The organism is Agrobacterium sp. A3-95, from assembly GCF_053521785.1.
In genome coordinates this window covers 37,079-61,693 of record NZ_JBNWDR010000013.1, presented here as the reverse complement: position 1 = coordinate 61,693, position 24,615 = coordinate 37,079, and the positions used below count along the sequence as shown (strand labels likewise).

At 59.3% G+C, this 24,615-nt stretch carries 17 protein-coding genes and 1 pseudogene; 14 read left to right on the top strand and 4 right to left on the bottom strand.

Annotation, left to right across the window (positions count from 1 at the left end; translation table 11 throughout):
- Positions 1-31 precede the first annotated feature (31 nt).
- Both ACQZ5Y_RS26085 and tssH read right to left on the bottom strand, forming a co-directional pair.
- The gene (locus tag ACQZ5Y_RS26085; protein WP_004431488.1) at positions 32-508 is read right to left on the bottom strand and encodes an Hcp family type VI secretion system effector; all 477 of its coding nucleotides are present in this window, start codon (positions 506-508) and stop codon (positions 32-34) included.
- A 57-nt stretch (positions 509-565) separates the two neighbouring features.
- Entirely contained in the window at positions 566-3,235 is a 2,670-nt protein-coding gene (tssH, locus tag ACQZ5Y_RS26080) for a type VI secretion system ATPase TssH (protein ID WP_174051235.1), read from the bottom strand.
- Between the two features lie 220 nt (positions 3,236-3,455).
- On the opposite strand from tssH, the gene tssA reads away from it, so the two are divergent.
- The 14 genes from tssA to ACQZ5Y_RS26010 all read left to right on the top strand — a co-directional run bounded on the left by tssA (position 3,456) and on the right by ACQZ5Y_RS26010 (position 22,120).
- Complete coding sequence (gene tssA / locus ACQZ5Y_RS26075; RefSeq protein WP_174026760.1) at positions 3,456-4,511, top strand: type VI secretion system protein TssA; 1,056 nt, start codon at positions 3,456-3,458, stop codon at positions 4,509-4,511.
- Positions 4,512-4,576: 65 nt separating this feature from the next.
- On the top strand, positions 4,577-5,086 hold the full coding sequence (gene tssB, locus ACQZ5Y_RS26070) for a type VI secretion system contractile sheath small subunit (RefSeq protein WP_013760989.1): 510 nt from the start codon (positions 4,577-4,579) through the stop codon (positions 5,084-5,086).
- 96 nt (positions 5,087-5,182) lie between these two features.
- Positions 5,183-6,664, top strand: a complete 1,482-nt coding sequence (gene tssC / locus ACQZ5Y_RS26065) for a type VI secretion system contractile sheath large subunit (protein WP_174051233.1) — start codon at positions 5,183-5,185, stop codon at positions 6,662-6,664.
- A gap of 55 nt (positions 6,665-6,719) precedes the next feature.
- The gene (gene tssC, locus ACQZ5Y_RS26060; protein WP_174051231.1) at positions 6,720-8,114 is read left to right on the top strand and encodes a type VI secretion system contractile sheath large subunit; all 1,395 of its coding nucleotides are present in this window, start codon (positions 6,720-6,722) and stop codon (positions 8,112-8,114) included.
- The gene (locus ACQZ5Y_RS26055) at positions 8,111-8,932 is read left to right on the top strand and encodes a type VI secretion system accessory protein TagJ (protein WP_111788431.1); all 822 of its coding nucleotides are present in this window, start codon (positions 8,111-8,113) and stop codon (positions 8,930-8,932) included. The genes tssC (ACQZ5Y_RS26060) and ACQZ5Y_RS26055 overlap by 4 nt, the downstream gene beginning before the upstream one ends.
- Positions 8,925-9,434, top strand: a complete 510-nt coding sequence (gene tssE / locus ACQZ5Y_RS26050; protein WP_127966611.1) for a type VI secretion system baseplate subunit TssE — start codon at positions 8,925-8,927, stop codon at positions 9,432-9,434. The genes ACQZ5Y_RS26055 and tssE overlap by 8 nt, the downstream gene beginning before the upstream one ends.
- Complete coding sequence (gene tssF / locus ACQZ5Y_RS26045; protein ID WP_174051229.1) at positions 9,427-11,208, top strand: type VI secretion system baseplate subunit TssF; 1,782 nt, start codon at positions 9,427-9,429, stop codon at positions 11,206-11,208. The genes tssE and tssF overlap by 8 nt, the downstream gene beginning before the upstream one ends.
- A 9-nt stretch (positions 11,209-11,217) precedes the next feature.
- Positions 11,218-12,222, top strand: coding sequence for a type VI secretion system baseplate subunit TssG (gene tssG / locus ACQZ5Y_RS26040; RefSeq protein WP_013760994.1), 1,005 nt, complete (start codon positions 11,218-11,220; stop codon positions 12,220-12,222).
- 6 nt (positions 12,223-12,228) lie between these two features.
- Positions 12,229-13,434, top strand: coding sequence for a type VI secretion system-associated FHA domain protein (locus ACQZ5Y_RS26035; protein ID WP_162723633.1), 1,206 nt, complete (start codon positions 12,229-12,231; stop codon positions 13,432-13,434).
- Complete coding sequence (tssK, locus tag ACQZ5Y_RS26030) at positions 13,424-14,764, top strand: type VI secretion system baseplate subunit TssK (protein ID WP_174051256.1); 1,341 nt, start codon at positions 13,424-13,426, stop codon at positions 14,762-14,764. Before ACQZ5Y_RS26035 ends, tssK begins: the two co-directional genes overlap by 11 nt.
- A complete protein-coding gene (gene tssL / locus ACQZ5Y_RS26025) occupies positions 14,761-16,272 on the top strand; it encodes a type VI secretion system protein TssL, long form (protein WP_111802162.1) in 1,512 nt (503 codons plus the stop codon). The genes tssK and tssL overlap by 4 nt, the downstream gene beginning before the upstream one ends.
- Positions 16,269-19,748, top strand: coding sequence for a type VI secretion system membrane subunit TssM (gene tssM, locus ACQZ5Y_RS26020; RefSeq protein WP_111802163.1), 3,480 nt, complete (start codon positions 16,269-16,271; stop codon positions 19,746-19,748). Before tssL ends, tssM begins: the two co-directional genes overlap by 4 nt.
- A gap of 82 nt (positions 19,749-19,830) precedes the next feature.
- Positions 19,831-21,243: a type VI secretion system-associated protein TagF gene (tagF, locus tag ACQZ5Y_RS26015; protein ID WP_111802164.1), complete on the top strand. Its 1,413-nt coding sequence runs from the start codon at positions 19,831-19,833 to the stop codon at positions 21,241-21,243.
- Positions 21,233-22,120 (top strand): protein kinase domain-containing protein, encoded by an 888-nt coding sequence (locus tag ACQZ5Y_RS26010; protein ID WP_174051227.1) that lies wholly within the window; start codon positions 21,233-21,235, stop codon positions 22,118-22,120. The genes tagF and ACQZ5Y_RS26010 overlap by 11 nt, the downstream gene beginning before the upstream one ends.
- An 11-nt stretch (positions 22,121-22,131) precedes the next feature.
- On the opposite strand, the gene ACQZ5Y_RS26005 is transcribed toward ACQZ5Y_RS26010, so the two are convergent.
- Together ACQZ5Y_RS26005 and ACQZ5Y_RS26000 are read right to left on the bottom strand one after the other, a co-directional pair.
- Positions 22,132-23,268: a polysaccharide biosynthesis/export family protein gene (locus tag ACQZ5Y_RS26005; protein ID WP_013761001.1), complete on the bottom strand. Its 1,137-nt coding sequence runs from the start codon at positions 23,266-23,268 to the stop codon at positions 22,132-22,134.
- A gap of 572 nt (positions 23,269-23,840) precedes the next feature.
- Positions 23,841-24,414 (bottom strand): annotated as a pseudogene (locus ACQZ5Y_RS26000) (SRPBCC domain-containing protein); the annotation flags it as partial.
- Between the last annotated feature and the right edge of the window lie 201 nt (positions 24,415-24,615).

The following is a 24,615-nucleotide window of genomic DNA, read 5'->3' as shown; positions in this document are numbered from 1 at the left end:
CCGGCAACGCCGGCACCGGGTCGCGTCACGATCAGGCAGCCTTCGTCGTCGCCAGATCGTAGGAGGCGATCATCGGAGACTGCGGCGAGTTGTTGTCGTCGAACGGCGTGTACTTCACTTCCATCTTCGTGAAGTTGAGCTTGACGGTTTCCACCGGACGGTCACCGCTGGAATCCACCGAGTAGCTGGCGATAAGCGTGTTTGTCAGCAGATACTCGATATAGGTGTTGCCGGGATTACCCGTGGTCACCAGATGAATGGTTGCGAGCTTGCCGGTCCGGCCGGCGCAGGCTTCCTGGAAAAGCTTGGTGGAAGAAGAATCGCTAACCTTGGTCAGAATGACTTCCGAAATGGTCGGTTCGGATGCCTCGCGGTTTGCAGCAGAACCAGCAGAGGTGTTCATGTTGCGGGCCACGTTCCAGTGAATGGCTTCAATATCCATCCACTTGCGATGTTCTTCATGGGTGGCGTCGCCCTGGATACCGTCAATCTGCAGATAAATTGGCATGCTGTAAGCTCCTGTAGCTAAAATGACCTCTTGCTCCGAGGCCGAGTTACCCTTCGTTTAATGCCGCATGCGTCGGGTAGCCCCATCCGACGCGGCAACTTTATCCACCCCAACCTCTTCGGTTACGGCGAATTCATCTGCTTCCCCAGCCTCTTCGGCACGAATGCCGAACCCGTTTTCACCAAAATCGACAACAATGTTCCCGACACGCTCTCCCGCGATTACCTTTTCGAGGAAAAAGCTGGAAAGAGGCGGCAGGAGGTCCTTGCCGATCATGATTTCAATGGCGCGTGCGCCAATCTCACTTGCACCGGCGCGCGCCACCAGGGCATCTCGCGCCACATTGGACAGGGTCAGGCCGGTGCCATATGTTGCGAACACACGTTCCCTGATCTTGCCAATCTGCATATCCACGATCCTTGCAAGCGCCTCCGTACCAAGCGGCATGAAGGGAAGAATGATCGTGCGCCCGAGGAACGCGGGCTTGAACTGTTTGGTAAGCTCCGGCATCAGAAGCGCTTCCAGCGCTTCGCCTTCCGGCATCGTGTCGGGATCGGCCGACAGCGCCGAGAGCAACTCCGAGCCTGTATTGGCCGTCATGAAGATAGTGGTGTTCTTGAAATCCACGTCGCGGCCTTCGCCATCACGCAACACGCCCTTGTCAAACACCTGATAGAAAATGTCCTGGACGCCGGGGTGAGCCTTGTCGATCTCATCCAAGAGCAGAACGCCGAACGGCCGACGGCGCACCGCTTCAGTCAACACGCCGCCTTCGCCGAAACCGACATAGCCGGGCGGCGAACCGAGAAGCAGCGAAACCTTATGCTCTTCCTTGAACTCCGACATGTTGATCGTCGTCAGATGGCTGTTGCCGCCGTAGAGCATATCGGCGAGCGACAGCGCGGTTTCGGTCTTTCCTGTTCCGGACATGCCAACAAGGAAAAAAACGGCCGGCGGGCGGCGCGGATCGGATAATCCGGCCCGCGCAGTGCGCATGGCATCGGCAATCCGTGCAATTGCAGCATCCTGCCCCACCACCCGCTGCCGCATACGCGCATCGAGTGTCCGGGCACTTTCGATCTGGTCCGCCAGAAGTTTGCCAAGTGGAATTCCGGTCCATCGCGAAACGACGGCGGCGATCGCCTCACGATCAACGACCGTCGGGACAAGTCTCTCGGCATTTGCCGGTTTTGCCTCAACCGCAGGCCGCAGGGGAGAGACATTGGAAACATCGCCTTCAACCGGCTGCTCTTCGCTTAGCTCAGCCATCTCCGCGTCGTAACGGCTGCGCAGGTCATCGATCCCACTCTCAAGCTTTTCGACTTCGCCCCGTATCGACTGGATACGGCTGTCAATCTCGCCATCCTGCGGTTCACGCAGAAGCCAGTTCAACTCATCGGTGAGAAGGCGCCGCTCGCTTTCCATAGCGCGCAGCCGCTCCGGCTCGGTCTGCCGTGCCAGTGAGACGGCAGCCGCGGCCGTATCGAGAAGGCTGACGGCCTTGTCCGGCAACTGCCGCGCGGGCATGTAGCGTGCGGATAATTGCACCGCGGCCACGACCGCCTCGTCACGAACGACAACGTTGTGATGGCTGACGAAGCTGTCAGCGACACCGCGCAACATACGTATGGCGGTCGTCTCATCCGGCTCGCGCACATGTACAGGCTGGAAACGACGGGTCAGCGCCGCATCCTTTTCGAAATACTTCTTGTATTCGCTCCAGGTCGTCGCCGCGACGGTGCGCACTTCACCCCGCGCCAGAGCGGGCTTGAGAATATTGGCCGCATCGCCCTGCCCGGCCGCACCACCCGCACCAACGAGACCGTGGGCCTCATCGATAAACAGGATGACCGGTTCGGTAGAACGTTTGACCGCATCGATTACGCCATGAAGGCGGCGCTCAAACTCACCCTTAACGCCGGCACCGGCCTGAAGTAGCGAAATATCGAGGTTCAGCAGGCGGACATTGCGCAACTTTTCCGGAACGTTGCCAGACGTGATTTCCAGCGCCAGCGCCTCGGCAACCGCCGTTTTGCCAACCCCCGCCTCACCTACCAGGATGGGATTGTTCTGTCGGCGGCGCGTTAGAATATCAACGAGCTGGCGTAACTCATCATCGCGGCCGATAACAGGATCAACCTTGCCGTTGCGGGCATCTGCGGTCATGTCCTGGGTGTAAAGGCGCAAGAAATCATTCTGGCCTGCAGACTGTCCTGTCCCTGCCTGCCCTGAGCCTGCCAGCGCGGAAGGAACATCCACGCCTGCGCCATTTTCAGTCGAGTTGCGAAGACGCTCAAGCGCGGTGCGATCCATCGCCTTGAGAGAAGGAAATGCCGAGCGGACGAAAGAGCGAAGTGAGGTTTCCTCATCCATCGCCAACAGAAGATCGCAAAGCGTAACACGGTCGCGGCCAGCCTCCAGCGATGCGAGAATCCATGCCTCCCGGGCTGCCGTGAGGATGTTCTGGGAGAGCGACAATGCCTCTCCGTCGCCGATGATGGACTCCTCCAGACTGCGGCTGATTTCAGCCTGCAATACCGGAAGTGGAATTTTTAATTCCTCGAATGTTTTCGCATAGATGCCGGAGTCCACAACCGCAAGCAGCCAATGCGGGATATCCACGTATCTGTGCCCCATGCGCACCGCAACAGAAGCCGCAGCTTCAAGGGTAACACGCAGGTCTGGCTCAAGCGCTCCAACAAGGCGGTTGAGATCGATATGCGACATGCAATGAGCCTCCTGCCCGGGTTCATTCCACAACGTGACGTGGAGTAAATATGATGATGAAACCAACTTGTCCACCCCGAAGTTGATTTTTTGTCAGATGAGATTATCCACTAGACGCCACAATTTAGACACATTTAGAATAAGTCTGTCTTATGAATAGCCTTACGTAAGGGAAGTAACTACAAAAAATCCATTACTATTTCTCGGAGATAGACTGCCATTGAACGCGCCGAACGTTAAAACAGATGTAGAATTTCTGAATGACTGCGGAGAAAATATCCGGGTTAACGCAAGAACGCGTGAAATATACTATAGAATTAAGGATGAAAGAAACCAAGCTCGTACAGAAGAGCGCGCCGCTTCTCCGCAGGATAACCTGAAAATATCCAGTAGCTGGGATAATGTCAGCAATCTTGGATTGCAGATTATATATTCCGAAAGCAAGGATGTTGAAATATTGGCGTGGCTTGCGGAAGCATCGCTGCGCCTGCGCGGCTTTCATGGTTTGCGCGAAATCTACGACCTCGGCAAAGAGCTGTTTTACAACCACTGGGACTCGCTGCGGTCAATCAGCGACGATAATGACGAAGAAAAATTTGCACCTTTAGCGGGATTGAACGGTGTCGGCAGCGAAGGAACGCTTGTTCAGCCTTTGCGCCTCGCCTCATTGATCCCAGGCGGCAAATTTGGCGAACACAGCCTATGGGACTATCAACTCGCGCAGCGCCCAAATGAGAGCAAACGTCGCGAAGAGCTATATCGGCTTGCGTCTGAAACTGGCGTTGCCGCCATGTCATCCCAGTTGGCAGAGGTGACTGCGTGCCTCTCCTCGTTTGATGCCATCATGGCCATCCTTGCCGAGCGCTGCGGGCAATCCGCACCACCGAGTTCCCATATCCGCAACACGCTGGTCGAAGCAGCGTCTGCAATTCGCTCGCTCGGCGGGCGTGACCAGGAGCCGGCATCCGTCGAACAGGAACCTGTGGGCATCAGCGGTTCAGACGAGAGCGGGCCGGCGGCCGCGCGGCCCGCCGTGACCGCACCGGAAGGCATATTATCGCGCGACGAAGCATTTGAAACTCTTCTCTCGGTTGCGCGTTACTTCCGCCGTACCGAGCCGCATTCACCGATCTCCCTTGCCATAGAGACACTGGTGCGCAGGGGACGCATGGATTTTTCGGAACTGCTGGCCGAGCTTTTGCCGGAAGCCCAGGTTCGCAACGCAGTCTTAACCGCCGCCGGCATCAAGCCAAGCGGAGAGAGCAACGGAAAATAGAAAGCGCGGAGCGCGACGCCGCTCCGTAACAGTCGTCTGTGCCAAGGGGCACCAAGGAGGTTGAAATGGCAAGTGTACATGAGAAGCTGGAGCGTGTTCGCAAACCACGCGTTCACATCAAATACGAAGTCGAAACCGAAGGCGCGATGGTAGTCAAGGAACTGCCTTTCGTGGTCGGTGTGCTCGGTGATTTCTCCGGCAATCCCACCCAGCCGCTCAAGCCGTTCGGGGAGCGTAAATTCGTTCAGATCGACCGCGACAATTTCGACGAAGTCATGCGGCGCATGACGCCCGGCCTCAATATTTCCGTTGCCAATACGCTGCAAAAGGATGGCACGGACATGCAGGTCAACCTGAAGTTCGAAAGTATGGATGATTTCGAACCCGGCGCTGTCGTGCAGCAGGTTCCGGCGCTCAAGGCGCTTTTGGATGCCCGCAACGAACTGCGCGACCTTCTTTCCAAGGCCGACCGTTCGGAAGATCTGGAGCGGATGCTGGAGGATATTCTGCAAAACAAGACCGACCTCGCAACGCTGGTTTCCGAACTCAAGGAAAAGAACGGCGCGAACGAATAATCGCCTGTGTGGAGGAAAATCTCCTCGAACGGCCCCGCTTGGGGCTTCTAACTGTTCAAGCGGCATTTTCAAAGCCGCATGTGGAAGGACTGAAACATGAGCGCTGAGAGCCTGCTGAAAAATGAAGCACAGGCAACGACCGCCGAAGATCAGGGACTGCTGTCCAAGGTGGTTGCCGCTACCCGTCAAACCGAACCGGACCGCGCGCAGAACCTCCTGCGTACGCTGACCGATCAAGCACTGAAGGGGACGGTAAAATATGATCGCAACCTCACCGTCACCCTTAACCACGCGATCGCGGAGCTGGACCGCACGATTTCCGAACAGCTCGCCGCTATCATGCAGGCGCCCGAATTCACCAAGCTTGAGGGCACCTGGCGCGGGTTGAACTATCTCGTCAAGAACTCCGAAACGAGCGTCAACCTCAAGATCCGCGTCATGAATGCCGGCAAGCGTGAACTGGCCCGCGATCTCGAAAAAGCCGTCGAATTCGATCAGTCCCGCCTCTTCAAGGCGATCTATGAAGACGAATTCGGCACCCCCGGCGGCGAACCGCTCGGCGCCATTATCGGCGATTACGAATTCGACAATTCCTTCGATGACGTCCAGCTGCTGCAAGGCGTCTCATCGATCGCGGCGGCAGCCTTCGCGCCATTCATCTCTGCTGCCAGCCCGCACATGTTCGGTTTCGAGGACTATCGCGATCTCGCCCGTCCGCGCGATCTGGAAAAGATTTTCGACACGGTCGAATATGCCAAGTGGCGCAGCTTCCGCGAAAGTGACGATTCCCGTTTCGTCACGCTCGCTCTTCCGCGTGTGCTGGCGCGTATGCCCTACGGCCCGAAAACCAACCCGATCGATGACTTCGCCTATGACGAAACCAAGGGTGCGGTGAATGGTGACCTTGAGCATGACGAATATTGCTGGATGAACGCCGCATACGTGATGGGCACCAAGCTGACCGATGCCTTCGCAAAAAGCGGCTGGTGTACGGCTATCCGAGGGGCTGAAAACGGCGGCAAGGTGGAAAACCTGCCCATGCATGTCTTCTCCAGCGATGACGGCGACCTGGATCTGAAATGCCCGACCGAAGTCGGCATTACCGACCGCCGCGACGCCGAACTCGGCAAACTCGGCTTTTTGCCGCTGTGCCACTATAAGAACACGGACTATGCGGTGTTCTTCGGCGCCCAGACCGCGCACAAGCCGAAGCTGTACGACAAGCCGGAAGCAACGGCCAACGCCGCCGTTTCGGCACGTCTGCCCTACATCATGGCCACGTCGCGTTTCGCGCATTATCTCAAGGTCATGGGGCGCGACAAGATCGGCTCCTTCATGGAAGCGTCCGATTGCGAAGTCTGGCTCAATCGCTGGATCGCCAACTACGTCAACGCCAATGACGAGGCGGGTGAGGAAAGCCGCGCCAAATATCCGCTGCGCGATGCCAAGGTGACCGTGCAGGAAGTGCCCGGCAAACCCGGCGCCTACAATGCGGTCGCATGGATGCGGCCCTGGTTGCAGATGGAAGAACTGACGACCTCGCTGCGCATGGTCGCCCGTATTCCGTCGAAGAACTGAGCCTGGTGCGGGGTGCTCAGCCACCCCGGCCCCGTTCATCATCCGGAGCACACTCATGGCGCATCAGTCGTTCACGGACGCCCGTATTTTCGCCGACCAGCTCATCGCCCTCATCGACGATGCGCTGACCGGCCAGGTGAACGCTATTCTCCACCATCCCGATTTTCAGGCGATGGAGGCGAGATGGCGCGGGCTTGCCATGGTCGTGCGCGAGGCGGGCCGCAGCACGGACGTGAAGGTGAAACTGCTGAACGCCAGCTGGCGCGACCTTGCCCGCAACACCGAACGCGCCACCGACTTCGACCAGAGCCATCTTTTCGAGGTCGTCTATAACCGCGAATTTGGCATGCCGGGCGGCGAACCGGTCGGCCTTCTGATCGGTGACTACGCCTTTTCCCCTGATGATCTTGATGGTGCCGATTCCATCACAACGCTGTCACAGATCGGCATGGTGGCTGCGGCCGCCTTCTGCCCTTTCGTAGCGGCGGCTTCGCCCTCCACCGTTGGGCTGCAGGACTTTTCGGAGCTCAGCCGGGTCCATGACTTTTCCTGGCTGAAACAGGAGAAATCGCGGCTGCGGTGGAATGCGCTTCGCGCACGCGACGATTCACGCTTCGTAGGCCTTGTCGCACCGCGCGTTTTGCTACGTTCTCCCTACAGGCCCTATGCGCGCGGGCGGGATGACGGATTTCCATTCCGCGAGCATGTGGCGGAAAGCGGCGAGACCCTGCTGTGGGGCAACGCCGCCTTTGCCTTCGCAACGGTTGTGGTGCGCAATTTCGTCGATTCCGGCTGGTTTGCGGATCTGCGCGGTGTGACACAGGACGCCGTGGATGGCGGCATGCTCTCTGCCCGACAATTGCCACCGCTTGATCTCGGCATCGAGAGTAACGGCCTGTCCGCCCAGCCGCCCGTGGAAGTGCAACTGACGACTGGGCAGGAACAGCAAATTTCCGATCTGGGCATCGTACCCGTCTCCACAACCTATCTTTCCGGCATGGCGATCTTCAACGCCAACCAATCCCTGCATGCACCCGGCCATTACTCCACCGAAGCGGCGAGGCAGAACGCCCGCCTCGCTGCCATGCTGCAATATGTGCTGTGTGCCTCCCGGTTCTCGCATTACCTCAAGGTCATCATGCGCGATGACATCGGCCAGCTCAGCGATGCCACGACCATCGAGCGTAAACTGGAAAGCTGGCTTTCCTCCTATACGCTCGGCAACGACGATGCGGAGGCGGCGTTGCGCACGCGCTATCCGCTGCGCTCTGCAGGGATCAATGTCTTCGAGGTTCCCGGCAAGCCCGGAACATTCTCATGTACCGTCCGCCTTCAGCCGCATTTCCAGCTCGATGACGTCTCCACGAGCTTCCACCTCATTGCCGAAACCATGATGCCGGCCACCGCCGCATCCCGGCCTTCGGCCGAGCCGCAAAGGATATCCGCATGACGCTGCGCGACGAAATTTCCCGCCTCCTGGACGACAACCAGCTGCAAGACGCAATCGGGCTCGCGCGGGACCATGTGAAAACCAGGCCGACCGACAAGGATGGCCGCCATTTCTACATCGATCTGCTGGTCCTCGCCGGCGACTATGAAAAGGCCGATGCGCAATGCAATCTGGCCGCAACATTCTCACCGCAGGACAGCGTCGGTTTTTCCCTCTTCCGCCACCAGCTGCGCGCGATGGCCGCACGCAATGCGTGGTTTGAAAGCGGCGCCGTACCGGATTTCCCCGGCGGCCCCTCCGAACTTGACCAATTGGCCATCCGGGCGAACATTGCCGCGCGGAGCGGCGATGTCGAGGGCGCGAAAGACGCGTTGAATGAACTCGACGAAAAACGCGGCAATGTGCCAATCGGCCACGACGGCAAGAGCGCCGGCGACATCCGCGATCTGGACGATCGGGTTCCGCATGCGCTGGAAGTCCTGACCAATGGCGGCCGTTATCTCTGGATCGATTACGGACGCATCGAGAGCCTCAGCATCGACCCCATGAGCCGCCCGCGCGACCTCGCTTTTCGCGGCGCCGAACTGACGTTACGCGACGGGGCAGTCGCATCCGTGCTGCTTCCGGCGATCTATCACGGTTCGGGCGACGATGTCGGTCTCCTCCTCGGTCGGGAAACGCACTGGAGTGAGGGTGAACCACTGATAACGGGTCTTGGCCAACGCTGCCTGCTGATTGGCGACGATGTTGTGCCGTTCCACGAAATCGGCGCGCTTTCCGCCCTGTCCGACGAAGAAAGGCAGATCGCCCGTGGTTGATCCGCTGGAGCAATATCGCGCACGGCAAAGGACGCTGTCGCGCTCGGTTCTGGACCGGCTGCTCGATGACGCGCCAGATGCGGAAACGGATATGCTCGTCAGCCTGAAGGATCAGGCCCGCGAGATGCGCGAGGTGATCCGCCGCGACCTCGAGGCATTGCTCAATACTCGCCGCAACCCGGCCGGCCCGCCGGCTGCGTTTAAGGAACTGTCCGATGCCCTCGTAAGCTACGGCGTGGACGGCATTCTTTCAGCCAATCTGGTGACGGATGCCTCCAAGGCGCGACTCGCTCGCAGCATCGAGCGGCGGATTTCCCTGTTCGAAACACGCCTTGCCGACGTGCATGTGACGATCCTGAAAAACCGCACGGATGGTGACCGGGCGCTTCGCATGCGCATACAGGCAAGCTTCCGCCTACAGGAAGGCATGCCGCCGATCAGCTTTGAATCCCGAATCGATCCTTCCACGCAGCAATTCCTGGTGGAGGCGACGAATGGCTGAAGGCTTCCTCGAAAAGTACAATGACGAGCTTTTTGCGCTGCGAAAGCGCGCATCTCGTTTCGCGGCGGCGTTTCCGAAGATCGCGGGCAGGCTGCGGATGACGGGCGACGTTGCCGACGATCCGCATGTCGAGCGTCTGATCCAGAGTTTCGCCTATTCCGCCGCCCGGGTGCGCCAGAAGCTGGATGACGAATTCCCCGAACTGTCGGACAGTCTGCTGGAAACGCTCTATCCGCATTATCTTGCCCCGATCCCTTCGATGAGCGTCGTGCAATTCGCTCCGAGCCCGGCGCTGGCAACCGTGCAGACGCTTCCCCGCCACAGCGAAATTCTCGCCGAACCGGTTGGCGGCGAAAGCTGCCGTTTCCGCACCACGCAGGACGTCGAGATCGTTCCACTGGAGATCGCAGCCGCCACGCTCACCGGTCAGCCGATCGACGCCCCTTTTTCGGCGTCCTTTGCCGGCACGGCCGCCTGTTTGAGGCTTTCGCTGCGCAGCACGGCCCCGCGCGGCGGTACTTTCCCGGAAATGGGACTGACGAAACTCCAGATTTTCCTGTCCGCCGCGTGGCAGCAGGCGACAGCGCTTTACGAGCTTTTGACCAACCATTGCGTCGGCATGGCGCTTGCGCGTCACGCCGAGGACAAGGAAGCCGTTTTCCTGCCCGCCGGAAATCTTACGCCGTCCGGGTACTCTCGCGATCAAGCCATGCTGCCATATCCAGCCAACAGTTTTGATGGATACCGGCTTCTCACCGAATTCTTCGCGCTGCCGCAGAAATTTCTATTTCTCGACATTGACGGGCTGCAGAAATGGGGCGGCGGCGACTGCGAGCTATACATCTATCTGGATGCGGCGGACACGCGGCTTGAGCGCATGGTGTCGGTCAGAGATTTTGTGTTGAACGCCTCACCGGTGATCAACCTGTTCAAACAAAGTTGCGAACCGCTCAGTCTTGATGGTACGCGGACGGAATACAGGTTGCTGCCGGATGCACGGCGGCAGCGGACGCGCGAGATCTATGCTGTTGAAAACGTTCAACTGACCAGCCGTTCCGGACAGACCGAGAAGACGTCTCCGTTTTTTGGTCGCACACAGCGCAATAATGGCGCAAACGTTTATTGGCAGATACAGCGCCGGTTCGATGATGACGGCTCTTCCGATACGGACATCGCCTTCGTGGATCAGAAGCGCGGCCCGCTTGGGCCGCTCGACATGGTGGCAAGCATCGATACACTTTGCCTCAACCGCGAACTGCCAAGCCAGCTTCCCTTTGGCGGCGGGCACCCATTCCTGCAGCTTTCTACCGGCAACGAGGCGGTGAAATCCATCCATGCACTGATGCCTCCGACGGAGGCGATCCGCGTCAACGAGCGTTCGGCACGCGAGTGGCGGCTGATCTCACATCTTCTCCTCAACCATCTCTCGCTCAGCGACAACGGCGGTGCACCGCTGAAGGACATTCTGTCACTGTATTCCTTCAGGGACAGCCCGGAAACCCGACAGATCGTGGAGGCGATCAGCCATGTCGAGGCGCAGAATTCTCATGCCCGGATTGGCTCGGCCATGGTACCGGGAACAGATATCACGGTGGAGTTTGACCCGGCACTGATCGCGCGACCTGCCGCATTTGTTTTCGCCGGCGTCCTCAACCATTTCTTCGGGCTCTACACCTCGATCAACAGTTTCACGCGACTGACGGCGACGATGCGAGGCCACTCCAAACCGATTGCCCGCTGGCCAGCCCGCGCGGCCGACCGGCCGCTGCTTTAGGAGACGGGTATGGAACAGCAGACGCCAACCATCAAAGACAGACAGGCGGCGCTTCTCAGCAACGATCCCGGCCGTTTTGACCCTGCAACCGCGTTTCGCGTCGCCCAGTTCGTTTCGGCGGATGACGGGATCGTCATCGGCGCCCATGGTGGAATACAGCCGACACCGCTTGCAGTCAGCGGTTTCAGCCGCAAGCGCGGTCATGCCGAACTGAAATCAGCTTTCGCGCCCATCGTCGGCCCGCTTGGTTCGCTACCGCCGGCATACGGCGAACTGCTGCAACGGGAAGAACGCAATCGTTCGGGCGCGCTGGCCAGCTTCTTCAACCTTTTTGCGGCAAGGTTCAGCGAGCTGTTTGTATCCGCGACGGAAAAATACCGTCTTGCAAGGGGTTTGCGCTGGTCGGCCGATCAGAGGGACAACGGTTTCCGCAAAACACTGCTCGCCCTCATCGGGTTCCGCACTGCCGGTCTGGTCGAGAAAGCAGGCGTGAGCGAAGACGCGCTCCTGCGTTTCAGCGGTCTTCTGGCCGGCCGCAACCGCAATGTTTCGGCCCTGACATCAATGCTTTGCGAATTCACGGGACTTCCGGTCCATATCGAACAGTTTCGCCGGCGTTGGGTGGCTTTACCGCTTCACGAACAAAGCCAGCTGGGGCAGGCATCAGGACTGAGGCTAGGACAGAACTCGACAGCGGGAAGCGCTGTCGAAGATATGAGCGGCGGCTTCCGGGTCGTGATCGGCCCTGTCGCATATGCGGATTACCTTGCCCTCACGCCCGGTTCGAAACGGCTTGCGGAAATATTTTCTCTGACACGCCTGTTCGTCGGAAGCGCATTGCACTTCGATGTGCAGGTGATCCTGAAAAAGGAGGACATTCCCTTTTGCCGCCTCGGCCAGTCCGATGCTCCCGCCCGTCTCGGCTGGAACAGCTGGGCTCGCGTGGCACCCGCCCAACAAGACAGCGCTGACGCTGTGGTGACCGAGCGGGAAGGCTCGGCGATTTCCGCGTGAGGGGGCATGGATATGAAGCTTGCACTCAAGGACACACGCAATATCGGAGCAGCAAGAGCCAGTCAGTGGACCTTCGAGCGCGGCCGCCGCGTCATTGGCCGTTCGCGGGAATGCGACTGGCAGATCGACGACAATGAGCGGCGCGTTTCCAAGCTGCACTGTACACTCAACCGCGATGGCGAAGGCTTCACGATAATGGACCAGAGCGCGAATGGCACGCTGGTCGATGGCCGCCTGCTGCTCGAAGGCGAAAGCGCACGTCTCCGCGACGGTTCGCAAATCAACATTGGCGGGCAGGTTTTTCAGGTCGCCATCAGCGGCGATGCCGAACTGGATTTTTCCGACCCCGACGCATCCCTGCGAATGAGCGACGAGCCGCTGACCATTTCGGCGATCCTTGCGGACATCGCCCCGAACGGCCGTTCGGCCGGCGGCATGATGGGCAACACTGCCTCTGTCGACGACTGGTCCGAAACATGGCGCGAGGGCGCCAAACGGAAGGCGAAATCCATTTCGCGAAATGTCGAGATCGGCTGGAGCGAACCGCCCGCGGCGTATGGAATAAGTGCCATTCTTCCTGATAACTGGGATGAGGAGCCGGTTGCAAGCAGCGAGCACGAACATACCGACGCGCTAAACACGCCCGTAATGATCTCTCGTCCGGTTTCGGCCGCCGGTGGCGAAGATTTCGACAGTGTTTTCCCGGAGACGGAAGAAGACTTACGAGCGGAGAACGCACCGGCTGCAGGCGTTTCTACCGCGCAGGAGATTGGCGATCTTCTGACTACGCTGGAGCAGGAAAGCGCCGATTGTCTGGCCGTTCTCGAACTCGAGAGCGAGCGCGCTGGCCAAGGTTCGTCAGCCTCCTTGAGCGAGCGGATGGAAAGGCTCATCCGCCAGCAGCGGCAGCTTGCCTACGCGCTTGAAACCCTGATCCATGTTTGCACGCAAAGGCTCGAGCCGAGGCTTATCGAGGCGTCTGTCGACGCCGGCAGCGATTTCCGGGCAAAGATCGGCCGCCGGGACTGGCAGGGGCTAATCACCAAAACAGACTATTGGTCCGCCTACAAAAAGCAATTCGAAGAAAACGGCCGTCCATTGCCGGTCAGGCAGTTCCTGCAGCGCGCAGCGCGTGGTGAAGCCGCGCCGGGACGGCAGACTGACGCGGCCACAGCCGATGCCAAGGGGGTAAATGACCACGATGAGACATGAGAACCGTGTAGCCTGGAGCGAGGGCATGTTTCTTCGCGTCCAGCATTTTCAGCAGTCCGACCGTTGGACCGAACGCCTGGTGCGCAACACCACACGCAACCTTTCGCCCTATCCGTGGGGCGTCGCCGAGATCGGGGTCGATCGCGGCGCCTTGTCGATAGGGCAATTCGCTCTGTCGAACCTGCGCGGCATTCTTCCAGATGGAACGCCCTTCGAGGCGCCTGAAGATTCCGACCTGCCGCCACCGCTCGATCTCGATGAAAGCGTCAAGAATGCCATCATTTATCTTGCCCTGCCGGCTCGGCAACCGGGCAAGGCCGACATGTCCGCCAGCGGCCACAATGACACCAACAATGTGCGTTTCACCGCATCCACCTATGAAGTCTCCGATACCAATATAGAGACGGATTTCGTGGCCCCGATTGATGTCGGCCGCCTGAGCCTGAAGTTCCTCAAGACCGGTGACGATCTTTCAGGTTATGACCTCATCGGGCTGGCGCGGGTGATCGAAGTCCGCTCCGACCGTGCGGTCATTCTTGATCCTGATTTCATCCCGCCAAGCCTCAGCTGCGCGGCTGCGCCCCGTCTCAACGAATTGCTGACGGAGCTTCTGGGGATTGTGCGCCACCGCGCCCAGGCGATCGCCGAACGCATCGGTGACCCGACGATCCGTGGAACGGCGGAAGTGGGCGATTATTTCCTGCTGCAGATCCTGAACCGGGCCGATCCGCTACTGGCGCATCGCTGTGCCAACGCTACGCGTTTTCATCCCATCCGCTTTTACGAAGACTGCATCCAGCTTGCCGGCGAGCTCGCCACCTTCACCACGGATAGAAAGCGGGCGACAGATTTCCCGCCCTATCGACACGACGATCTGAAAGCCACCTTCGGCGCTGTGTTTGATGATCTGCGTACCTCGCTGTCTGCGGTTCTAGAACAGGCGGCCGTCGCAATCGAACTGGTGGAACGCCGTCATGGCGTCCGCGTCGGCACTATCCACGACCGCACGCTTTTGCGCGACGCCGGCTTCGTGCTTGCCGTGCGGGCGGATATGGCTGCCGAGGATATTCGCCGCCGCCTGCCGGCACAGATCAAGGTCGGTCCGGTGGAACGGATTTCCGAACTGGTTAATGTGGCACTGCCTGGTATTCCCGTGAGGTCCCTGCCGGTTCTGCCGCGGCAACTACCCTATCGATCCGGCACCGTTTATTTCGAGATCGACACGCAGTCGCCGCTCTGGAAACGGCTCGATACTTCAGGGGCGATTGCCCTGCATCTGGCGGGAGAATTTCCCGGGCTTGAAATGGAAATGTGGGCATTACGCGAATGAGCACGGAAAACCCCTCTTCCTGGCAAGACTTGCCAACGGTGGTCGAGATCACCGAGGAAAGTCGCCGGCGCAACCAGAACGCCCGCAACATGGCGGCAATCCTGGAGGACATCGTCGAGACCGACGAGCCGGCAGGGCCCAGCAGGGCAAAGGCGACTGCCATGCCGGTCGAACAGCTGCTGACCGGTTTCCACTTCGGCGGCGAGGAGGTTCCGACACTTGTGCAATCGGCAGCTCCCCTTCTCAACCTCGCACATCTGCTGCGCTTCAGCGATGCCGAGCCGGATCCCGACCAGCTTCGCCGCGCCTGCGTTGAAGCAATTACACGCTATGAACGCGACCTCGCCTCCGCCCGCATCAGCCCCGAGCGGGCAAGGGCTGCGCATTATGTCGTCTGCGCGACGGTCGATGACGTCGTTCTCAGCAAGCCTTGGGGTGTGCGGGCAGGCTGGGCGCGCTCCGGGCTCGTTTCCACGTTCCACAATGACGTCACTGGCGGCGACCGGGTTTTCGACATTCTCGACCATTTCCACCAGTCGCCTGGCGCCAACAAGGATCTGCTGCTTCTGATCTATCTGTGCTTGTCGCTGGCTTTCGAGGGACGAACCCGCGTTTCACCGAAAGGAGCGCTCGAGCTTTCACGCATCCGCGACAGCCTCTACAAAACGCTGATCGGCCAATATGGCGCCTTCGAACGGGAGCTTTCTCCGCATTGGAAAGGCGTCGATGCCCGACATACGCCATTGCGCGCGATGGCGGCGCTCTGGACCCTGCTGTCGCTGATGGCGCTCGCCTTCGCGCTCGGTTATCTCTTCTTCACGCTGTCGCTCAACAGCGCATCCGATGTCACCTTCGAAAGACTTGCTCATCTGCCGCCGAACGAAACACCGAGCGTGTTGATCGCAAGCCCTCCTGCACCAACGCCGCCGCCAATTGAAGTGGAAACTCCCCGCGTCGTTGATCCACCCAAAATCGTGGAGCCGAGACAACCCTCCCGGCTTGAAAAGCTGATGGCCTTCCTGCAGCCAGAAGTCGACAGGAAGCTCGTGACCCTTGCGGATGTGAACGGGCGGCTGCGGGTTCGCATCAACAATTCGGGCCTGTTCACGACAGGCAGCGCCGATGTCAGCCCGCAGTTCCGCGATCTCATCCAGCGTATCGGCGGCGCGCTTGCGGCTGAGAAATTTCGTGCGGTGGTCATCGGTTATACCGACACCGTGCCGATCAAGACGGTGGAGTTTCCATCGAACTGGCACCTTTCCGAGGCGCGCGCCAAGGCCGTTGGAGACATTCTTTCCCAATTCACCGGCCCTGAAGCAATCCTGACCGAAGGCCGGGCCGACAGCGACCCGATCGCCGACAACAAGACGGAAGAAGGCCGTCAGATAAACCGCAGAACAGAAATCATGGTCCTGACCAATCCCGATGAAAAACTGAGCGATGCCGGCATTCTCTCGCCGCCCATACAGAACAGCCCGGGACAGCAGCCGGGAGAGACCCAGCCATGAATCCATTGAGCTATTTTTATACGATCCGCTCCTATGTAGAGAGCTATGCGGCCCTCGTCGGACGACGTTTCCTGTCGCTTTTATGGGTGATAGCGCTCTGCGTCGTCATCTGGTTCTACGGCTATCTGATTGCGCTCGGCGATTTCAAGCCGCTTGGAACGGTGCAGGCCCGGCTCATCGCCATCGGCATCATCGTCGCCATCTGGCTGGTCTACATCGTCGTCACGATCTACCGCGGACGCAAGCAGGACAAGGAACTCGTCGACAGTATCGAGCGCGAGGCGCTGGCCAATCGGCAGGCGGAAATCGGCGAAATCCAGACACGCCTGAAGGAAGCGCTCGCTCTCTTGCGACGCGTCACGAAAAAGCGCTTCGGTTATATTTACGACCTGCCCTGGTATGTGATCTTCGGCGCCCCCGGTTCCGGCAAGACGACGGCACTCACCAATTCCGGCCTGCAATTTCCGCTTGGCGATGCGCTCGGCGAAAATGCGGTGAAGGGCATTGGCGGCACGCGCAACTGCAACTGGTGGTTCGCCGATGAGGCGATCCTGATAGACACCGCCGGCCGCTATACCACGCAGGACGATCTCGACGGATCCTCAAAGGCCGGCTGGGAAGGTTTTCTCAGCCTCCTGAGGCGATATCGCCGTTCGCAGCCGATCAACGGCGCATTGGTTACCCTCTCCATCCCCGATCTGCTCAACCGTGATCCCGAAGAACAGCGGCAGGAACTGCGCTCCATCCGTCAGCGGCTTTCGGAACTCGACGAATATCTGCGCGCTCGGGTCCCGGTCTATATCGTTCTGACGAAGGCCGACTTGCTGCATGGTTTCGTGGAGTTTTTCGACGGTTTCAACAAAACCGATCGCCAGCAGGTTTGGGGCGCAACCTTCAAGCTGGATGAGAGCTACTCCGCCGAGAACCTGCCGCAGCGCCTGGCGGAAGAATTCGAGCTGCTGCAGCAGCGGGTCGATGCCATGCTGATCGAACGCCTGCAGCAGGAACAGAATGCGGAGATACGCGGACGCATCTTCCGTTTTCCGGCCGAGCTGGCGCGGCTGAAAGACCGGCTGCACGAAGCCCTTGCCGAGCTTTGCGCAAGTTCGCCGCTCATTGAGGCGCCGCTTCTGCGCGGCGTTTATCTCGCGTCGGGAACGCAGCCGGAAACGGAAAGATCTCCCGCATCCCCCAGAACCCGCCGGAGCTACTTCCTCTCGCGGCTGTTCAAGGACGTCATCTTCCCCGAAGCTGCACTGGTGATGCGCGACAAACGCCTTTCCGGGCGGCAATTGCTGGTGCGGCGCATTGCCTATGGCGCATCCGCCGCCGCGGTCGCCATTGTCTTTACTGGCTGGATTTTCACCTATTTCGCCAATACACAGGCGCTCGCCGAAGCGGATCGCAAACTTGGCGCTTATGAGCAACTCGTTCAGGGAATTCCCGTACGAGACGTCGCAGATGCCGATTTCCTGCGCATCCTCCCCGCGCTCGACAATCTGCGCGATGCCAATTCCGGCTTTGCCCGCGAACGCATGTGGAATGTCAGCTTCGGTCTCGATCAGGAAGACAAGATTGCCGGGCGCCAGCGTGATGCCTATCAGCGCGCGCTCAACGCCCTGCTGCTGCCGCGCATGATCGTGCAGCTGCAAAAGCAGCTTAAGGACGAGAAGGATGTCACCCGCACATTCAATTCGCTGAAACTCTATGGAATGCTGGGCGGGATGGGTGCACTGGACCGCGATTTCCTGACCGTGCAGACGCATCAGATGTTCGCATCGCTTTACCCTGGTGATGGAAGGGCTGCGGTGCGAGAAGCGCTGGACCAGCACGCAAAGGCGCTGGCCAACGGCGTGCTTGCACCGATCGAGCTCGATGCGCGGCTCATCGCTACCGCCCGCGAAACGATCCGCGATCAAGCGATTAGCACACGCGCCTACGATATTCTCGCCGGTCTTCCGCAGGTGCGCGAATTGATGGAATGGACACCCGCGGCGGCTTTCGGTCCTCTTGGAGAGCGTGCTTTCGAGCGTCGCAGCAAAGCGCCTATGGCGGAGGGCATAGAGGGCCTCTTCACTGCGGACGGATATCACCGTGTCGTCATTCCGCAAGTCGCTCATGCCGCCCGCATCGCACTTTCCGAAGGCTGGGTGCGTGGTTCTGATGATGCCATCAAGGGCGCGACTGTGGAGCAGGTGGCGCAGGCCACGCTACAAATCTATTTCGACCGTTTTGAGAAAAAATGGGTTGATATGCTGGCCGACCTTCGGGTCAAACCGTCCCAGACCCTCGGCGACGCAGTGGAAACGACCCGCGCGCTTGCCAATGAGCGCAATATCGTGATGGAGGCTGCCAGATCGATCGCGAAGGCGACCGATCTCCGCCCCGGAGCAAACCCCGCCACCCTCGCCTCCGCTGCGGAAGGCGACGCAACCACAGCCGTTCTGGCGGCCTCGGTGAATGCGTCCGATCCCTATGCGAGACTGCGCGACATGCTGGCGACTAAAGACGCAGCCACAACGGGCGAGCAGGCCAATGGCGACAAGACCGGTGGTTCGCCATCGGAACAGTTGCTCGCGCATTTCAAGCTGCTGAACGAACAGCTTGCCCGCTCGGCAACAACCTCCGATGAAGTCGCCAAGGTGTTCGACGTGGACAGCCAGCTCACCAAGGCCAATCAGGACCTGCTGCAGCAGGCCCGCGAACTGCCGGCACCGCTCGACGTCTGGGTGGCAGGCGTGGCAGCGGATGTCGGCTCGCTCGCGGTGAAGTCCGCTCGCAGCCGCATTGCCGAACTCTGGGCATCAGATTCAGCCTCCCTGTGCTCTTCGATCGTCACCGGTCGTTATCCCTTCGACCGGACTTCCGCGCGCGATGTCGCCATTGCGGATTTCACGCGTCTCTTCGGGCCGGCAGGGGTTTTCCAGAGTTTCTTCAAACAGCGCATGGAACCGTTTGTCGACAAGACGACGACCCCATGGAGCTGGAAGGGTACCTTTGGCGCGGCCGGCCTTCCCAGCAGCGCCGTCGCCCAGTTCGAAAATGCCGACAAGATCTCGCGCGCCTTTTTCCCGAATGGTAGCGAAACGCCGGCGGTTTCGATCAATGTCAAACCCGTCTCCCTTACCAATGCATCCAGCGCGGTAATGCTGGAGATTGAGGGCGAGCGGGTCGTTTATTATCATGGTCCGGTCCAGGCGAAATCGATCACCTGGCCCTCGCGCGAAAACACGGCAAGCCTGTCGCGCATCGCCTTCCAGCCCGGCGGCTGGCAGCAGGCCAAAACCGAAAATGGCGACTGGTCGCCCTTCCGGCTGTTTGACGGTGCCGATATCGAGAACCAGTCGGATGATCTGCTGAGGGTGCGGTTTGAGAATGGCGGACAGGCTGCCGAATTCGATATTCAGTTCGGCTCGGTTCTCAATCCGTTCAAGCTGGATGCAATTGCCAGCTTCGCCTGCCCCGCGCAGTTCTAGTGACGGACCGGAATGCTGATGTTTCAAAGGAGGGGATTAGAATGAAGGCAGGCACGATAAAGACAGCGGGTCATCGCAACTGATGGCCGATCAGGCATCAAGGTCCACGCAAACAGCGACGGAAAGCGATCGCATCGGTTTCTTCGGCAAGGTCCCAAGTCATGGCGATTTCATCTCCGATGGGCTCGAGCGGGAATTGATCGGTACCTTTGACGGCTGGATGCGATCCGGCATGTACGCCGGTGCGGATATGTTTACGGGCCGATGGCCCGAAATATTCTCTTCGTCGCCACCCATACGCTTCATCATTGAGCGCGGCATATGGGGAAACTGCGCCTATGTCGGTGTACTGGTGCCGAGTGCGGACCGGGTGGGACGCAAATATCCGCTCGCCATCATCGCGCAGCTCAATGGCTTCCGCGAACATCCACGAAGCCTCTATCTCGACGACACCTGGTTCATGGCCGCGGAGGCGCTGGCGGAGACATCGATGACCCGCGAATTCGACATCTCCCGGTTTATTACTTCGATCAAAAAACTACGTCTGCCAAAATCGCGGGAAGAGGAGGATGTGCCGGAAATGGTGCGCGGCCGTATGCCGACGAGCCTCTGGTGGTATATCGACCCGGTCAGCCGTCGTGCCCGCGGCCTCAAATTTGACGGCAAACCCAAAGCCTCCGATTTCGTGCGCCTCTTTAGCGACATGCCGGGCAAAGGCGGCGAGGACCGTTCAACGCCAGCGCCAATTCCAGCAACGGCGCAGGAGAAAACAAAACAGCAAATGCCGCCCGTGGCGCCAGCGCCTGCGCCGGCAGCGGAACAGCCGTCATCTGTGACCTACAGCTATGCCACACACCCTGGAACGCGGCTTTCCCTGAATGCGGATGCTCTTTTCGTTTCCCAGACACCTTCCCTCTTCGCCATAGCGGATGGCCAAGGTGATTCGCACAGCGCTGCAGAGGCCGCCCGTCTCGCCACGAATATTCTTGCGGAAACGCCAGATGCCGAAAACCCGGAGATGATGGCGCAACAGATCAGGGGAAGGCTTGGCACCATCAACAGCCTGCTCCTCTCCCGCCAGACGACCGGTGCCGATGTCAGGCCGATGGCCAGCGTCGTCATAGCTTCGATCATCTCGCGCAGGCTGAGCGTCCTGTGGTCTGGTGATGCGCGCGCCTATCTCCTGAAAAACGGCACCATGCACCAGCTTTCGCGCGATCACGTCGTTGTCGGCATGAAAAAGCAACTCTCGCAATGTGTCGGGCTTTCCCAGCAGTTCCGGCCGGACATCGTTTTCGAGGAGTGGGGTTTGCAGGACAGGGTCCTGCTGTGCAGTTACCCGCTTGTGCAGATCCTCCGGGACCGCGCCATCGCCGAGATCGTCTTCAACACCCCGGTCAAGGATTGCGCCAATGCCCTGGTCCAGGAAGCGCTCATCGAAAACGCCCGCGAGAATATAAGCGCTATTGTGATTGGAAACCGGCGTGAACAATGAACTTGCCTATCCAGAGGTAGCCGCACGCTTTTCCGACCTTTGGCGAAGCATCCGCCATGAGGGCACGCGGGAAAGAAGCTATCAGGAGCAGCAAGACCTGATCGACCAGATCCGAAATGCGCTGGATCGAAAATTACCACATATTTCTGGCGAAAAACCGGACTGGATTGCGGACAGCTTTGCCGTGAATTTCACAGCTTACCAGAGCGAGACGACACTTTTGCTCCAATTGCGCCACCGCGATCTCGGCTCGCTGCACGCGCTTAAAACCGTGCCGCCTGCCCGCAGGGACGACACCGTTTTGCTGCATCGTTTATGGGACGAGGCCGAGATCGGGCTCGCGCTGCGCCATCCCTGCCTTGTGGAAACGTCCGCCCTTTTGCGGTTACCCGATGGTCGGCCGGGTCTGTTGCAGCCGTGGTTTGCGCACTCACTGGCATCAATCATATCTGCGCAACCGATTGCCGCCTCGGAGGCGATCGTGATCCTTCGCCGCGTGCTGCAAGCGCTGAGTGCAGTGCATGCATTTGGATATGTGCACTGCGACGTCACGCCAGCCAATATTCTGCTGTCGGATGGTAAGTTCGAAACGGCAAGACTGGGCGACTTCGGCATCGCCCTGCAGATTGGTCGTAAACACGCCGGACAGGGCCTGCGCTTTGCTGCCTCAACTGAATTTTCGCCGCCGGAACAGATGCAAGGCGCACCTGCAAAGCCGGATCAGGATATATATGCCGTGGGACGGCTCGCCAGGCGGCTAATCGAGACGGATAAGGCACAATCACCGCAATGCCTCGCAGATCTTGCGGACGCCTGTTGCCATTATGATCCCGCTTTGCGCCCACAATCGGCAATGGAAGCTTTACAGCTTCTGTAACGCCTCATTGGTCAGTTGCCGCCGCCGGGAAGCGGCGCCGCCGCAGTCGGCACACTCTTCTGGAACACGGTCAGCAGCTTGGCCGAATCCACCAGCGGCGCGTTGCTGGCATAGAGCACATCGCCCTTTTGCATCTGGAAGAGCTGCATGAGTGCGATGCTGGAAGCGTCGCGCATGTTGACGTGATATATCACAGGCCGCATGGTCGTGGCCGTAGCGACCGGGCCTTTCGCGCCCGGTATCCTTGCGGCTGGAACCTGAACAATCTCATTGCGGAAGACATAGACATTGCGCGCGTCTGCGCGGTCATCCAGCAAGCCACCGGCGCGGCCGACGGCCTGCGCAAGGGTCAGCTTTCCGGCTTCAAACTGGAATTCACCGGCACTCTTGAAGGCACCGAGTGCGGTGTAGCTCGCCGCGTCGCCATCGATCATGATCTGATCATCCGGTGACAGGCGGATGTTCTGACGGTCTTCCCGCATGACGCGGTCAAGAGGCACGCTGGCCCTTTGCGAGCCGCGAACGACAGTGACCGTGGCCGCGCCCGCAGCGACAGTAGGGCCACCTGCTTGATTGAGCGCATCGAGCACCCGCTCCTGCCGGGCGGTGAGCACGATCTTTCCGGGATTTTTCACCGCGCCGCTGAGCATGACGGCGCTCGTCGGCTTATCAACGACAGTAACGACGGCCTGCGGATTCACGGCCGACCCCTTGAGGCCGGCAACGACCTGCGATTGCAGCCCTTCCGGTGTGGAATCAACAACCCTCTGCTTGCCAACAAAGGGAATATTCACCGAGCCGCTCTGATCCACTGTAAAGCGGCCGAGATTAAGCGTCTTGCTCTGTGTCGGGGAGAAAAGTCCGTCTTCTCCCGTATCCAGCACGGTAATGTCGATAACGTCGCCGCGCCGCAATCTCTGGGAGTTGTAACCGGTGTTGCGAAGCGCGGTAAGGCCGGGCCCGGAGGCGTTCTGTGTGCTTGCGGCGGAAACCGTGGCTGCCGATGCGTTAGCCAGCTCGATGACGGGGATTTTCTCGTTGGTTCGCGGTAAAGTCGCAGACCGGATATTGCCTGCGGTCGGTCCGTCAGATGGCTTTGCACATGCGCTCAAAAGAGCCATCAGCAAAATCGCCCCCAACTTTTTCATCCCTCGTCCCCTCAATGATTCAACCTGACGCAGAGATAACATCCCGACACGTCATCGCAACAACTTTAGCGGTTGCAATTTATGGAAAACCTTCTGTCGAAAGAAAGGGTGTGACCATTCCGCAACCTTTTTGGATCCGGCCGAAGCAAACTCCTAGAATGCACCGATGAGAAATAAGCAGGACAACGACTCCGGTGGCGGCAATTGGCTTCTCCAAACCGGATGCAGGAGCCAAGGCTTTCAACAATCCCGCAGCGCCGAAATCAGCCCGCCCTCAAAACGATCCCGAGCACTTGTTTCCTGTTTACATCGTTCGAATGCCATCACCGACAGAAAAAGATTGTCTGCCGCAGCAAACTTGCTCCCATATACACAGTTGACAAAAACCCGTTGAGCCGATGGAAGCCGTTTCCTTATCAAGGAACTCGCCTCTAATTGCAGCCGCTTGTTTTGGCGTTCGTGTGGCTTTCCCACGATCTCCGCCACCCCGCACTGGTTCTGATGATTTTATCGAGCTTCCCTGGCGCGGCTCAAACGGGTCCAGTTGCCGTGTACAGCGCAGAGCAACTTTTTCAAGGCGATAGGATCGCTGCAGAGGAGTCAAAGCGCTCCAGCCTGGCCAGCGTTTGCTGACCCAGTTCCACGGCACCGAAACCCTTCGCTCGCTGGAACTCGGCTTCCGTGCTGAACACCATGCCCAGCACAACTTTCGTCGTGCCATCCTGATCTTCAGGCCCACGCATCGGCATGTTTTGGCCCGTTTTCGCCCCATAGCAGCGTATAGGCGATCCTCTTTTCGGACCGGACCTCGACATAACGATGATGGTTCGGAAAGACTGTTCCGCCAGGGCCGATCATGTCAAAGACCCATGCGCCGCCGGTCCGCCGGTCAATGCTCTTCATGCGGCGGGAAAAGCCGTCAGGACCCCGCCATTGTGGCAGCGCCTCTTTGTTCATCCAGGCTTTCCAGACGATGTTTCGCTGCACCTTCATCGTTCGCTCCAGCACCATGGTTCGCCCGGCCACGCTGGCCAGATTGTTGAGACCGGCACTGAAACCTTGTTGATAGCCATCGCGCATATCCTCCGCCAGCGAGGAAAGCCGCTCCGTTACGGTCAAGCGGCTACGCTCTTTAACAGCCTGAAATGTGTTTCAGCGTGGGATTTGACCCCTCCATGGCGCGAGAGGCTGACCCCCGCCACGCCGAAGAAACGGCAAATTGATCAGCGTGTTAACCTGCCCCAACCAGGGTCAATTTTTCCGCGAGGCGTACAGGAAACGATAGACGTCGCCGCGCCTGTGATACCAGGCATAGGCGTCGAAATCAGTAGGCTCAAAACGGCGAAG